At 41.8% G+C, this 15754-nt stretch carries 9 protein-coding genes; 2 read left to right on the top strand and 7 right to left on the bottom strand.

Annotated elements, in window-relative coordinates; translation table 11 throughout:
* From QZ576_RS04905 to QZ576_RS04880, 6 genes are all read right to left on the bottom strand, one after another.
* The coding region (locus tag QZ576_RS04905; RefSeq protein ID WP_297094668.1) for a hypothetical protein at positions 1–269 on the bottom strand (269 nt) is incomplete at its 3' end.
* Positions 270–372: 103 nt separating this feature from the next.
* A complete protein-coding gene (gene xyl3A / locus QZ576_RS04900; RefSeq protein ID WP_297094666.1) occupies positions 373–2967 on the bottom strand; it encodes a xylan 1,4-beta-xylosidase in 2595 nt (864 codons plus the stop codon).
* A 55-nt stretch (positions 2968–3022) separates the two neighbouring features.
* Positions 3023–5239 carry a TlpA disulfide reductase family protein gene (locus QZ576_RS04895; protein WP_297094664.1) on the bottom strand — a complete coding sequence of 739 codons (2217 nt, stop codon included), beginning with the start codon at positions 5237–5239 and terminating at the stop codon, positions 3023–3025.
* Positions 5240–5289: 50 nt separating this feature from the next.
* On the bottom strand, positions 5290–7215 hold the full coding sequence (locus QZ576_RS04890; protein WP_297094662.1) for a glycoside hydrolase family 97 protein: 1926 nt from the start codon (positions 7213–7215) through the stop codon (positions 5290–5292).
* Positions 7216–7325: 110 nt separating this feature from the next.
* A complete protein-coding gene (locus QZ576_RS04885; protein ID WP_297094660.1) occupies positions 7326–9086 on the bottom strand; it encodes a glycoside hydrolase family 43 protein in 1761 nt (586 codons plus the stop codon).
* Between the two features lie 60 nt (positions 9087–9146).
* Positions 9147–9983 (bottom strand): alpha/beta hydrolase-fold protein, encoded by an 837-nt coding sequence (locus tag QZ576_RS04880; RefSeq protein WP_297094658.1) that lies wholly within the window; start codon positions 9981–9983, stop codon positions 9147–9149.
* A gap of 263 nt (positions 9984–10246) precedes the next feature.
* On the opposite strand from QZ576_RS04880, the gene QZ576_RS04875 reads away from it, so the two are divergent.
* On the top strand, positions 10247–11965 hold the full coding sequence (locus QZ576_RS04875; RefSeq protein WP_297094656.1) for a DUF6057 family protein: 1719 nt from the start codon (positions 10247–10249) through the stop codon (positions 11963–11965).
* A gap of 25 nt (positions 11966–11990) precedes the next feature.
* The gene (locus tag QZ576_RS04870; protein WP_297094655.1) at positions 11991–13469 is read left to right on the top strand and encodes a hypothetical protein; all 1479 of its coding nucleotides are present in this window, start codon (positions 11991–11993) and stop codon (positions 13467–13469) included.
* Positions 13470–13865: 396 nt separating this feature from the next.
* On the opposite strand, the gene QZ576_RS04865 is transcribed toward QZ576_RS04870, so the two are convergent.
* Complete coding sequence (locus tag QZ576_RS04865; RefSeq protein ID WP_297094653.1) at positions 13866–15725, bottom strand: RagB/SusD family nutrient uptake outer membrane protein; 1860 nt, start codon at positions 15723–15725, stop codon at positions 13866–13868.
* Positions 15726–15754: the final 29 nt, after the last annotated feature.

Here is a 15754-nt window from a genome sequence, read left to right as displayed (position 1 = left end):
TAAAAATCGAAAGCCATCCCAAAGGGAAATTCGTGTTTTTTCATGCGCACCGAAACGTCACCTGTAAACGGGTTGCCGTCTTTATCAATTATTTTAATACCAAAATCGCCTTTCCGAAGTGTATCAATTCTTTCCTGCGCATCCCGATACCAGGCTGCATACGACTGAGCCTTAGTTTCTTTCCCTAAAATAAGCATTGCAGCGAACAGGAAAACTAGGTATATAACTCGTCGCTGAATGTTCTTTGTATAATTTCTATTGTATTTCATCTACTTCTATCGTCTATTGTTAATGGAGATCCCCAACTTCGGGCATACTCCACCTCTGTTCACTGCCACATCATTTTTGATGAAGCAAAATGCGTAAACAGGATTACTGAATAGTGACTGTCTGTTTCTTTAAATCGTTTGCACCTGAACTGTTTCCGTACAGTACTTCATACTGCCCCGATGTCACAGTCATTTTTCGTTGTGCCCAATCGTAAAATTCAAAAGAAGACGGTGGTAAATCAATCACTGCATCCTTCGATTTCCCTTTGGCAACTTCAATGCGTTTAAAGCCCTTCAAGGTTTTAAGCGGCCCCTCAATATCATTTACTTTACGCACGTAAACCTGAACGATTTCGGTGCCGTCGTAATCTCCGGTATTGGCAACCGGAACTGTTATTTGAATGGTTTCATCGGCACTAACCGTCGATTTACTTAGGGTGGCTTCACCAATTTCGAAATTGGTATAACTCAGGCCATGACCAAAAGGAAACAAGGCATCTTCCATGTAACGGTATGTGCGCCCCTTCATCGAGTAGTCCTCAAAATCATTCAGCTGATCAGAACTTTTGTAGAAAGTAACCGGTAGTTTTCCCGAAGGATTATAATCGCCAAAAAGCACATCGGCGATGGCCTGACCGCCCGATTCGCCGGCATACCAGGCTTGTAAAATGGCATCGCAGGTTTCAGTTTCCGGCGTTAAAGCTATGGCTGAGCCAGAACAGTTTACAAAAACTACTTTTTTGCCTGCGTCTTTTAAAGCCTTCAAACAGTTTCGCTGAACGGCGGGTAAATCGATATTGGTACGGTCGCCTCCTTTAAAACCGGGGTATGAAACCGGCATTTCTTCGCCCTCCAAGTTACCTGAAAGCCCACCAACAAATACCACCGTTTCAATGTCCTTAAGTTTTTTTATGAGTTCGGTATAATCCACATCCACTTCTTTTCCGAAGTTAAACTCAATATTGGCCTGCCAGTTGTTTAACTGCGCATAGCGAATTTCGATTTTGTATTTTTTACCGGCCTCCAACTGATATGGAATTCTCGAAGGAAGTGTTCTCCAGTTGTCGTATTGGGAAATTGTTTCGCCGTTAACCAACAATTCATAATGTCCGGTGGCACCGCCTTTAAACACAATTTCCTCGGTTGATTTGGCAGTAAATTCTGTTTCGTAGATGGCCGAAAATCCTTCCAGTTTAACGCCCGAAGCAAATTCGTGCTGTCCGGCTGTGGTCTTTTTAATCGGATTTACAATTTGGTCAGTTGTTACTACCTCTCCTTCATGGTCGGGGTTGTTCCAATACCTTGCTTTAATTCCCGGTTTCCCTTCGAAACTACACTGGTTAAAATAACTTTCGGTTACTTTATCTTCCACCAAATCACAAGCTTTATCGTATAGTATTTTTTGCTCCGGAAGTTTGGTCTTTATGCCTTCCAGAATAGAAATGGTACGAACCGGTGTTCCGTTGTAGTTTCCCCACAACATGGGTTCGTCGTTGGCATTGGGGCCAATCACAGCAATCTTTTTTGTCTTCTTTGATAAAGGCAACACCTTATTTTTATTCTGAAGAAGTGTCATGGTTTGCCGGGCCATGTCGAGTGCCAGTTGGCGGTGTTTTTCGTTGTTTAAAACCGATGGAGGAATTTGAGCATACGGGACAATGGCATCGTCGTCGAAATCGCCCAAATCAAAACGCCCGGTTAGCAAACGCACCACGCTTTTATCAATAACTTCTTCTTTTATCAGGTCGCGTTCAACAGCTTCCGGAAGATTCATATATGGATAATTTTCCCAAACACATTCCACATCGGTACCGGCCAAAACCGCTTTTGAGGCTGCATGCACCGCATCGGATGAAACATTGTGTGTTGTAAAAAAATCGGTAACAGCGCCGCAATCTGAAACTACCATATACTGATAGCCCCACTCGTCGCGTAAAATTCGTTGCAATAGCCGGGTGTTTCCGCAACAAGGTTCATCGTCGAGGCGCTGATAAGCACACATTACCTGGCGCACATCGGCATCCTGCACCAAAGCTTTAAAAGCGGGTAAATAGGTTTCGTACAATTCGCGCGGGCTAATGTCGTTCAGGTTGAGCTCATGACGGCTCCATTCCGGGCCCGAGTGCACGGCAAAGTGTTTTGCACAAGCCAGCAGTTTGCGGTATTTGGCATCAGCCGGGCCCTGCAAACCTTTTACCACCGAAACGCCCATGCGCGAAGTAAGGTATGGATCTTCGCCATAGGTTTCCTGTCCACGTCCCCAACGAGGATCACGAAAAATGTTTACGTTTGGCGTCCACACCGAAAGGCTCAAAAAGCGTTTGTTTTCGTTTCCGGCGTTGATCCATTCATTGTATTTGGCCCGTCCTTCATCAGAAACCGCGTCGTAAATTTCAAGCAGCAATTCGTCGTTAAACGAAGCCGCCATTCCAATGGGTTCCGGAAAAACGGTTACATTATCGTTGTTGGCATAGCCGTGCAATGCTTCGCTCCACCAGTTAAATTTTTTGATCCCGAGTCTCGGAATGGCATCCGACTGGTCGCACATCAATATTGCTTTTTCTTCAAGCGTTAATCGCGAAACCAAATCTTTTGCACGTTCTTCCGAACTTAATTCGGGATTTTGATATGGCAATACTTGGCCCTGTACGGTTATTGAAATAACCAAGGCGACAATGAATAATAGTTTATTTCTCATCCTCAGCTTTTTTACGATTTATCAGCATATTTTATTCGATTCTTGAACTTTTAACTTATTGATTGGAAGCTACTTTTTTATATGCTGGCAATATCTGCTCTAATTCAATTATAAAATTGTGCATTTCGAAATTATCATTGATCACATCACCCTTTTGGTCAATTACTACATAATGAGGAATTCCGTTGAAACGGAATAACTGGCGCAACATGTAAAACTCATCGGTCGAGATCCGATAGGTATTCTTCATATTCTGCTCTTTCACCAAATCATTATAATTCTTTTCGGGCGAGGAGCGTTGATCGGTAATAAATACAAAATCGAAATCGGGGTTGCCTTCATACTTTTTACGGATTTCCTTCATTTGTTTGATATTTGCAACACAAGGTCCACAGCTTGTAGCCCAGAAATCCACAAACAACACCTTGCCTTTGTACGGAGCAATAATTTCATTGAAAACCTCTGTGGCTGGCCCACTGGGAAGTTGTTTCGTTGTATTTGTAGTGGTTTCAGGAAATCTCTTTTCGAACAGAGCATTGCCTGTTTGAACAAGATAAGGCGTATGAATGTCCTGCCTTAAGAATGTCCAAAGTTCAGAAGCTTTCTCTTTCAATCCAGCGTTTTTGAATGCAGATTCAAGCGACCGTGTTTTGGCTATTTCATATGCCAAATTGGGCGTTAGTCCCAAGGAGTTGACAAGAATTGAATCTTTGAGCTTCCATATTTCAATATCACTATTGCCTGTTTGTGCCCGAAAAGGACCAAGGTATTTCTCTACATACTTTTGAATTTGATCATTGTACTTTTCTCCGAATTTTGTTGAGAAATCTTCCATTTGTTTCAATCTCGCCATATCATCATCGGTCAATTGTTTTTTAACAGAAATGGATAGAAATTCGCGTTCTTCTTCGGAAATAGCTATTTTCTCTTCATCGAAATATTCAAGTATGTTTTTTTGCGGTTCGGGTCTGTTACTGTTCAAATTATTAATGAATTCAGATTGGGCTTTCTGGAAAAGCTCACAATATTCATATCTGTTAATGAACTCACTAAATTCGTCGCAAATCAGCAAGCTGGGATCGTTCAATGACAGAGACTTCAAAAAGTCGTAATACTCTTCGGGAATTGGCATTTTCAGTATCTTGTTTGTACCATCTTGTTTTGCATAATAGTCACGACTCATGGTGTAATTAAACAGCTTGTTGGCATTATCGAGCTTGATTCTGTTGAGCAAAAGGGTTTGAGCTTTGGCCGAAAGCGTGTGTTCTTTCAGGTAGTTTTCATACTGATCCAAATCCTTTTGATAAGAAGCAAGTTGGTCGACTTTGAAATCGAGCGGAGCCATCGATTTTCGTTTTTTATCAAATTCATTGTAATTGAACTGGCTAGCCGGATAATTCATTAGTTCTTGGTTGATTGAAGCCAATGCGCCCCTGAACTCAATTTGATTAAACTGATAGCGAATGTTTCGACGGCGATCGAAGGTGAGAAATTCTTCCCAATCGAGCACCAGGCAAAGGGTTTGCCCCGGTTCAATATAAAAAGGAACCCCAACACGTTGATCGAAAACTACCATTGTATGCTTGGGCATTATCATCGGGATCTCGGCCTCAAAACGGCCATCAGGTTCAATCTTTATCACAATTGGGAATTCTTCCCGGGTAAGTTCGTTTTGCGCATACACAATTCCGGTAGAAAATCCAGCGCGTGGATCGTACCCTTTGATACAACCAATCAGTCGGGCTGGTTTTTCATTGAAAAAAGTAGAAAGCTGGTAATTGGGCATCGCTGCCTGGGGGGCTCTAGCCAGTTGCTCTTTCATCCATTGGTCAATGGCTGGTGAAACTGTTGTTGGTTTGCGAATTCCCGACTGTGCCGGGTCAAGCGATATTCCAAAAATATGGCTTTGATAATCAATTTTCTTTGTAGAAGCTGGCAACGGTGGAAATACGAGAACAACAGTACTGTCTCCCGAATTAGGCATCCATAATTGCTGTCCAAAAACAGCACCTTGAATGCCCTTCACTTTATATTCCTGCTTGGTCTTCGAGTCGCGGATCGCCTCATTGTCATTAAACTGAACCCACCAATGAGGGACAAATTTACAATGAATGGTAAGCAACGTAGCCGTATCGTTTAAAACTACTTTAGGTACATTATAAATTCCCGAGTTCTTGAATTCGTAAGCAGGATTTCGAATTGTTTTTGTTTGTGCCACAACCCCAAAAGAGCTGATTGTAAAGAGGAAGAGAGCGAGTAATGCTGGTTTCATATTTTATTGATTTTTTTTGTTTATTCAAGTGATGTTCGGTTCTTTTCAGGTTAGTTTATCGGTTTCAAACTGGCTGCAAAACCACCCCTACGGAGCATTTTCACGTCTATCTCAGAGTTTTGATCGACAACCATGTAGCGTGTCGAGAATTCAGAATCGTATTTTCCGTCTGCGATCAAGATCAATCGGTATTTATTTCCGTCGGGCAGAAAACCAAAGTCAAGCGTTTGTTGTCGTTCTCGTCTTCCATCCGAATTAATGCCGCCAACATACCAGTTACCGGCTTTTTTGCGTGCGATTACGGTAAACCTGCCGGGATATCCATCCAATAGTTTAGTTTCGTCCCAAACCACCGGAACTTCTTTTAAAAATGTACGCGCAGCATCGGGCAAATTCCGAAATCCTTCGGGACGATCGGCAAAATGCTGGATGCCCGATTCAAACACAACACTTAGTGCCAGCTCGTGAGCATAAGATGTAATATGCGGATATTGCGAATTGGTGAATGTTACCGGGGTATAATCCATCGACCCGACTACATTTCGGGTGTACGGCAATACGTTATTGTGTTCGGGAGCTGCAGTGGTCAATTCCGGCCCATTGTTGTACCATTCGGCTCCTCGAACGCCCTCGTACGTCATCAGGTGTGGGTAAGTACGCTGCCAGCCCCTCGGGACCAAACAACCGTGAAAATAAACCATGATATTAAACTGCGCAGCATCCTCCAAAATATCGAGGTAGTAATCGATCATGTATTGTTTCTCGCTTAAAAAGAAATCAATTTTTACCCCGTAAACTCCCAGTTTATTCAGTTTGGTAAATTCTTCCACGCGGTTTTCATGCGTTTTCATCCGGTCTACAGGAGTTGAAGTAATCCACTTAAACATGCTCGAGTTATACCACATCAGTGGCTTAAGGCCCAGTGAATGAATATAATCGATTGCATCTTCCAGGTTACCACCGTTTTCCATCTGGTCCCATTCCCAATCGAGTAAGGTGTACGGCCAGTTCATTTCGGCAGCCAGATCGGCAAATTCGCAAACAGTCTTAAAATCTTTTGTTCCGTGGTTGTGCGACCAGTAATTCCACGATGCCACACCGGGTTTTATCCAATAGGTGTTTTCAAGAACTGATGGTTTTGAAACATCATCAACCAGGGTTGATTCCACCACATCGGCCAAACTACCCACCACAATCACACGCCAGGGCGATTTCCAGGGTAGTGTAATCTGTGGCAAAGCTTCACCCTCTCCTTCTCCGGGATGCGGAAGCGTAACCTTGTATTGTTCGGCAACACTGTTGTTGTTCAGTTTTGTTGCACAGTAACTTCTATCTAAACCTGCTTCATGTATAAGATACCAAGAATCCTTTTCCGGGGTTTCGAAAAGTGCCGGATACGACCAGTTTTTCTGAACGGAAGCACTGTCGCTGTTGGCGTAAAGCCGTTCGTTTGAAAGATCGAATTCTTCCAGCCAGCGGTTTGTTTTATTGAGAATGGTATAGGTGGTTAACTCGTCCTGAATCACAAAATCACCTTCTTTTTCAGGAAATTCGTAACGAAAAGAGATTCCATCATTCCAGGCCCGAACAACTACATTCAGTTTCGATTTGTTTTCATTTTCAAAACAGAAGGTAATTTCGTTGGCGGTATTATTTCGCTGCAAACGTTTCCCGTGTAAGGCGGTATATTCTTCTTTGATCAATTGGATTGGTTCAACCTTAGTGAGGCTTAATGCCTTTGAAAAATCCTGATCGTCGCGTAGTAATCCCAAATCGATTTTTGGGATAACAGGGGTAAAATCTTCATCAGCCCGGTAATCTACTTTTAAAAACCATGCTGAAAACGCGGTGCTTTCTGACTGAGAAAGCTCAACTTTAAGTTTTTGATTTGGCGACACAACACTCATTTGTTGTGCAAAAGCCGCAGCAGCAAACAACAGGAATAGCCCGGTTGATAAAATTTTATTGGTCTGCATCTTTGGTTAGTTAAGTATTAAACTGTCATTCTAAAAACTTATTCCGGCGATGAGCCAAACAGCAACGTTGGCCCAACACCGGAACTATTTAGTAATCCAAATCTATGATCCTATTCAGGAATTGCATCGTTGGCCGAAGTTGCATACAGTCCGAGTAAACAACCTGTAAAACCACCTGCTACATCTGTAGAAAGAATATCACCTGAAACAATTCCTCCCAGGCTTTCAAAATCGGCACCATCAACAGCATAAGCAAACTCATACTTATCACCTTTTGCTGAAACCTGTAAACGTATCGGCTTGCTAAGGTCGATTTTTGTGCTGGCAATTACTTTTGAATCCATTTCACCGCGGAAACGTCTCTTAAAATTGCGTTGCAAAACCAATACATCATCATCGCCTTTTTTGGTAACACCAAATACGTAGTTTGCATTTTCGCTTTGCAAGGCCACAATTCCTGCCAGATCTTTCTCTGATTCAGGCTTGTAATCCACAGTAGCAGCATACGAAAAGCTGTTGTGCATTTGACGATAGAATAAAGTTGAAGTTGGTTTTACTTCTTTTACATTCGTTTCAAATGGATTTATCTGAACGCCACCCTTTGCTTTTTCGATGAATGCTTCACGTGGTCCACGCAAGCCAATCCAGCGTTTATCCAAATCATCCGACGAAAAATCTTCTTCATAAGTAAAGTTACCGTTCGGGAAAAATCCATCCTGGCCGGTTTTATTCTCTACACCTTTAGGCATATCAACTTTTGGTTCCATTGGAACAAGTCCGTTAACAAAAACAGGGAATTCTCCCGACCAGTCAACCGGTAAGATAAAGGTCTCGCGGCCAGTATTTACGCGTTGCTCTTCATTTGGTCGAACTGCCAGGAAAACTCCGTACCATTGGCCGTTAGGTCCTTCAACAATGTCGGCATGCCCTGCCCAATCCACTTTGTTTTCTCTTTCTCTCGGAAAATGTCGCTGCGTTAAAATCGGGTTGCTTGGTGCCGGAATAAATGGTCCGGTTGGGCTGTCGCTTTTGAAGATAACTTCGCTATGCCAGCCGCCTGTTCCACCTTCTGCACACATCAGGTAGTATTTTCCATCTTTTTTGTACAGGTGCGGTGCTTCAATCCAGATTGGTTTTTTGGACAAATCAACACCACCATCTACAATAATTTTGTCGGTTCCTTCAATAACCTGGTCCTTTTCAACATCGTATTCCCAAATTTTGATTACACGGTGACCGTTGTACAATTCTTTTCCACGATCAGGCGCATCATTATGCACGATATACGCTTTACCGTTGTCATCAAAGAAAATCGATGGATCGATACCTCCGAAAGCCAGTTTGATCGGGTCGCCCCACCCTTTTTTAGGATCTTTTGTTTTAACGATAATGTTATTCAAACCACCTGTAAAAGCAGTGGTAATCATATAAAATGTATCGTTGTACGGGTTGTAAGTAATTCCAGGAGCATAAACCCCTGCACTAATTCCACAGTCGTGCGTATCGAATGTTTCGGGATTATCCAGTACTCCACCAAGATCGGTCCAGTTTACCAAATCTTTTGAATGGAAAATTGGAACGCCCGGAAACATGGCGAACGATGAACAAACCAGGTAATAATCATCGCCTTTGCGTGTTATTGCCGGATCGGGATAACAGCCTTGTAAAATGGGGCTGTAAAATTCGCCTTCTTCAAGCGGGTATTTTTTGTACACATCATCATCGCCCTGATATACGAAATTTGAGAATACAGGGGCATTCGTGCTTGTACCTTTCTTTACGGGCTGAACACCACTTGCAACAAAAGTAAACAACATGGCCAAAGCGGTTAGCTGAGAAGTTAAACTCGTTCTAAAAATTCTTTTCTTCATTTTAATCGATAGATTTATTCTACTTTTTTCGGTTAATTTTTGTGCTGCACACTGATTTTGCTACTTAAAAAGTAACTGGGCAAAATTGTATAAGCTGTCTTTCCAAACTTTAAAATCGTGTTGCCCTTCAGGAATCACATAGTAATAATGATCAATGTTGTTTTCGCTCATATAATCGTGTGTTCGCTTGCTAAAACTGAACAATCCGTCTTTATCGCCACACGAAATAAACAGCAGGTTCAGTTGCTCTTTGGTTTTTTCAGGATTAGGTGCCAATTCTTTAGGCTGTTTGGTATTTGGTGCCGATGAAAATCCGCCTACCGAGGCAAACACATCCAGGTTGCCTAATCCAAAATTCAGCGACTGCCCGCCTCCCATCGATAAACCGCCAATGGCGCGGTGTTCACGGTCTGCAATAACAGGGTATTTATTTTCTATAAAGGGAATTAAATCATTCAGAAGATCATTTTCAAAGTTGGCAAAGGCTTCAACTTTGTCGGCAGCGTATATATTACCTGTGGCACGGTCATCTTTCATCGCGCGGCCGTTAGGCAAAACCACAATCATTGGCTCCACTTTTCCATCGGCATACAGGTTATCCAAAATAACCTCAGGATGGCCGTTGTTCAACCATTCAAATTCGTCGCCACCAATTCCGTGTAAAAGGTATAGAACCGGGTATTTCTTTTCAGCTGAATAGCCGGGAGGTGTATAAACCAGTGTGGTTCGTTCAGCGCCTACTGTTGTAGAGGTGTATACTATTGTATCTATTTTTCCATGGGGAATGGATTTTCGCGATACGTCAAAGCCGGCTGGAGCTTTCTCAACCTGCGCATTCACTCCAAGACTGATAATAACAAGAAGTATTGGAAGTAATAAGGAAGTAATTTTTTTCATACTATTTTAATGTTCTTTCAATTTAGGTTATCTATTAAAGTTCTTTCGAAATTCCATTTAACTCTTGTTTGTCCCACTTTTGGATTTCGATATTTAAAAGTATGAATAGCCATTTTGAAGCTTCTCTGATTTAAGATATTCTCTTTCTGTTTTAAGATAAATTGGAGGAATTTGGCCGGTTGATAGCAAATGAATGTAAAAATGGGTAGGAAATATTAACTAATTTCTTTTAAGTTTACAGGATATCAGGTAATAGACTAATAATGAAAAACAGATTCGACAAAGTCAGGTTAATTTATATGGTTGGCTGGATTGTGGTTTTTATTGCCCTGTTTCTTTACATGCAAATAAAGGAACGCTACAGCTTCTATTTTACTGAGCAATGGCACCTATTTTTGTACGACTGGCCTTTTGTAAAATCATTGCTTTGGCAACCGGGAGGATTGGCTCGCCTTATTGCCGACTTTTTGATACAGTTTTTTGTTTACCCGTATTTCGGAGCTCTGATTTCAGCTTTATTGTTAACCACAACAGTAATGGTAACAAGTGTAATTTTAAAACGCCTGGCACCTGCTTTATACCTCTCTGCTATTTCATTATTACCCGTTATTTCGTTACTGTTTTTACAGTTTAACATCAACTACCAGCTGAGCGGAACGATTGCTTTTTTGATGTTTTTATGCGCTTTTGTTTTTTATTTAAAAATACAGCCCTTAGTGCCGCGTATTATCTATGCTACTGTTTTTTCGCTACTACTATACTGCCTAGCCGGGCCTGTGGCATCTTTGTTTGTTGCCGCAATATTGCTTACCGAGCTGTTTGTTAATTTCCGAAGCTTATATTTTTTCCTGCTTCCTGCTGCTTTGGTCTATTTGTCTGCAGTAATAAGCTTACGCTTGGGAGTTACAGGCGAACTGAAATACCTGTTATTACCTGATGGCTATTTTACATGGAAACTCCAGGCCGGGAATGTGATTTACCAGCCCTGGCTGCTTATGCTTGCGGTTTTGCTGTTGGCTTTACTTTTCGGGCAGGTTAAACAGGTGAAAAGAAATATTCAGGTGGCAGGACTGGTAATCCAATTTGTTGTTATTGGATGGCTTGCCGTTTTCAATTCGTCGTTTATGATCGACTCGCGGCATGAGATTTTTAAAGAGCTGGATTATTACATGCGCCACGAAAATTGGGATAAACTGCTTGAACGGTGCCGGCAAATTGATATGAATAATTACCTGTATCAGAATTGCCGAAATGTGGCGCTGGCCGAAAAAGGACTATTGGCAGAACACCTGTTTGATTATAAACAGCAAGACCTTCGGAGTATTTATTTGAGCTGGGACAAAACACCATACATTTCGGTTTTGCTAAGCGATGTGTATTTTTCGATGGGCCACATTGCCCTGGCTCAGCGGATGGCATTCGAATCGAACGAGAGCGTAAACAACTACAATCCGCGCATGTTAAAACGTTTGATTCAGACGAACCTGATCTACGGTGCCTATCCGGTAGCCAAAAAATATATTGCTATTCTTGAAAAAACAAAATACTATGCCCACTGGGCGCAAGCTCAAAAGCAATTTCTTGAAAACGACAAGGCTGTGGAAAGTGATCCAGTGCTAGGTTCCAAACGAGAATGTATATTCCCTGAAAATGTTTTGTCGGGGAAAAATGGTTTTGATTCGGATTTAAAACAGATTATCAACCACAATCCAACACATCAGGCAACAGTTCAATATTTGGGCGCCATTTACTTGTTGCTACGCGATATTGAGGGGTTTAAAACGATGATCGAGAAGTATTACGATACTCCGGCACTACCTGCGTTGCCCAAAGGATTTCAGGAAGGAGTAATGCTTTTTGCCGCCAACGACACAACAGCATTAAAGCATTACGCGATTTCAGATCAGGTTATTCAGGGTTTTGAAGCCTATAAAAACAAAAGAAATAGCCAGAATGTGTACCTGAACTTTTTATTGAAGTAATTGGAAAATTAAAATGATAGTGAAAATGCAGAAAAGTCGTATACCCCATTTACTGTTTTGTATTGGCCTTTGTTTTTTCTGGGCTTGCACCGGAAATATAAATATAGATGAGAACCTCAACAAGATACCTCAGATTTTTCCCGACTATACCGGCATTACCGTTCCTGAGAATATTGCCCCATTGCACTTTAAATTAGCTAACTCGTGCGATTACACTGAAGCTTATGCGATTTTCGAAAGTGGCTCGGAGGAGGTAAAAGTTAAAGCCCGCGAAAAACAGTTTGCAATTGGCGAATCGGCATGGAAAAAACTTATTGAAAATGCACAGAATGGCGCGATTGAAGTAAAAATAGTGACAAAAACAGAGGAGAAGTGGGTGGCGTATAAACCTTTTCAATTCTTTGTTTCGCCCGATCGTGTTGACCCGTATATTGCTTACCGTCTGATAGAGCCCGGTTATGAAACCTGGAACGAGATGGGAATTTACCAGCGTTGTGTTGAAACGTTTAAACAAACGGAAATTGCAACCAATAAAACCATGGATTATAATTGTGTAAACTGCCACTCATTTTGTATGCAATCGCCCGACACCATGTTATTTCACATACGAAAGGATTTTGGCGGAACTTTAGTTATGCGCGGCAACAAAATTGAAAAACTAAATACCAAAACCCCCGAAACCATGTCTCCGCTTGTTTATCCTTCGTGGCATCCTTCGGGCAACTTTGTAGCTTTTTCGGTAAACAGTACCAAACAGATGTTTCATACCTCCGACCGTAACCGTATTGAAGTATTCGATTACAAATCGGATGTGGTGATTTACGACGTAGAAAAACACGAGATCTTTAGTACTCCTGAATTGTTTTCCAAATCGGCATTTGAAACCTTCCCCACTTTCTCACCGGATGGAAAAACGCTGTATTTTTGTTCGGCCGATAGCGTAACAATTCCCGATGATTATGAAAAAGTACGATACAACCTTTGCAGCATAACATTTGATCCTGCTTCCCGCCAGTTTGGCGAAGAAGTGGATACACTCGTTAACGCCAGTATAATGGGTAAAAGTATTTCCTTTCCCCGCGTTTCTCCCGATGGTAATTTCCTGATGTTTACATTGTTTAATTATGGTAATTTCTCCATCTGGCACCGCGAAGCTGATTTGTACCTGCTGAGTTTGGCTGATAAAAAGGTAACTGCCCTGGACATTTTAAACAGCACCGAAACCGAAAGCTACCATTCGTGGAGCAGTAACAGCCGCTGGGTAGTGTTTAGCAGTCGTCGTTTGGACGGGCTTTACACCCGACCGTTTATCGCTCACATCGATAAAAATGGTGTGCCTTCGAAACCTTTTGTATTACCACAAAACGATGTGGATTATTATACGCAACTCCTAAAATCGTATAATATTCCGGAGTTTGTAAAAGGAAAGGTAAACGTTACTCCTTACCAGGTGTCAAACACTGCCCGAAATGAAAAAGGTATTGATGTTCAGTTTAAAAACTAACCAGTACTTTCCAGGCTTTCATCTGTTAACATGTCGCAGTTGTACCATTTTCCCTGAAAAACATTGTCTTTTCGTATTCAATAGGTATCACTTTTTGGCTATAATACTAGTTGTTGCATACAATAGGTGGCATTTTTGCCCAAATGCCCGCTTTCAACTACGATAGTATAAGTTTTTGCGAACAATTCAGTACATTTTTAATTCCCTCAGGCCATGACAAACAAACTGATTGGGCTTATAAACACAGTGCAAACAACTGTATTGTTTTGGGCATAGAAATGGTATTGGAGGCAAAAAATATGACTATTTTAAAGGCGTAATAGCTTAAAAAAAGGGATTTACCTTTCGATAAATCCCTTTAAATAATCAATAATAATAATCTATGAACTAGACCCTCTAGTAACCTTCATTTTGAGTTATCAGTTTGTTTCTAAGCAGCTCATTTGTTGGAATAGGCATCACGAGCTTCTGTTCGTTGAAATCCCATTCGCGATAAGTATGCCAGTTAGTCAACGCATTTACGTCCGTATTAGGTACACCTACACCTTTTGGATAATTGGCATTAATATGAGGAATCAGGAATTCAGACCGTTGCAGGTCGTACTTTAAATTCCATTCTGAGTTAAACTCTTTACGGCGTTCCTGTCCAAGGGCAACTTCCCAAACTTCTAAACCAGAAAAGGCCTCGTGGTATTCGTTACCGGCGGCATCTGCAGTGTAATAAGTTTTGGCATCAGGCACTTCAACAAGTTCAGTACTAAATGGAATCGGGTATTCTGTTGGAGCGACAAAGTCTGAATATTCTCCATTGATATTCTCCAATTGTTGGAAGTAAGGCAAGAATGTGCTGGTTAACGCATCAGCTTTACCAACTTCCAGGTTTCCAAACGCACGATCGCGAACTTGATTAACAAGATCCCAAGCAGTTGCATCATCTCCACCATTTAGGCGGAACAGACATTCTGCGTAGTCGAGCAATACGCCTGAATAACGTTTGTAATAGAAGTGAACCGGTGAGTGTGGTGATGCCCACTGGCAACGTTGGTTTCTCCAAAGTTTAATTGTCCAGATACCTGGTGCATAGTCGCCACCGTTATTCATTTTAAAACTGTTTTTATCAGCTGTACTTCCAATTGTTTGCTGTAAAAACGGATTGTAACCATAACAATATTCCGATCGTTGATCTTCAGGAAGTTCCGGAACAGGATTAGTAGCCATTGATGCATCGCGACGTTTGTCACCTTTTTCAAAAGAGAAATACAACTCCCACGAAAGATACTGCGATCCCCAGCCACCACCACCATTGGTAGAACCGGCAAAAAAGTTCACAAAGTTGTGCGCGTTAGAATCCCAATTCGAATAATTTCCTGCACCCATATCCATAACAACCTGAAAAACTGCTTCTTTCGGCCATGCAAGACCTACGTCCCATAAAGTTGAATAGGATGGTGCTAATTCGTAAGGTCCGTTATCGATAACTTCTTTTAAAGCAGCCGCAGCCAGTTGGATATTTTCATTACTCTTGGCATCACCATCACCATTAATGCGTGCTTTATAAGCTTTCCACAAATACGCTTCGCCTAAGTATGAAAGTGCCATACCTTTTGTGCAACGACCGTACTCGTTATCTTGCGGAGCCCACTCAAGAGCTAAAGAAGCATCTTTTAAGTCCTGGATAATAAAATCCCACATTTCGTCATCAGTTTCGGCAGCAGCTTTGTCTGGCGTATTCGAAAAAGTTTCACCAGCCGCCAACATTGGCACTCTTCCCCAGGTTTGGGCCAGCCACATGTAAAAATAGGCACGAATTGCCTTAGCCTGGCCAGCCATTGATTCGGTTGTTGACCAGTTTGCTGCCTCTTCTGAAGCTTCCAAACCTGCTAGAAATACGTTACAACGGCCAATAGCACGGTAGGCATACATCCAACCTGCATTCAAACTTGGATCATCAGCGGTCCACTGTTGGTTACCATATTGTTTATCCCATCCGGTAGCTTGTGTTTCCAGTGTAGGGTGACATCCTACAAATAACTGAGGTTTGTAATTCCAGTCGTCTGCATTATCGCCTGGGAAGAACATGTCGTAACATCCCACCAAACCTTTTGCTGCGTCTTCTTCGCTCTTAAACATCTGGTCAGACGCAAGAATCGTATAGTGGTCAACTGTCAAAAACTCTTCATTGTCGCAAGAAGTCGTTCCTAATAAAACAGTCCCAACAAAAGCGGCTATAAATAATATTCTTAATATGTTTTTCATAATGTTAATCTTTTGTTTATTATGGAACA

Source organism: uncultured Draconibacterium sp. (assembly GCF_913060805.1).
In the GTDB taxonomy this organism is placed as follows: domain Bacteria; phylum Bacteroidota; class Bacteroidia; order Bacteroidales; family Prolixibacteraceae; genus Draconibacterium.
The sequence above is the reverse complement of the archived record's forward strand: the minus strand, read 5'-3'. Positions and strand labels throughout refer to the sequence as shown.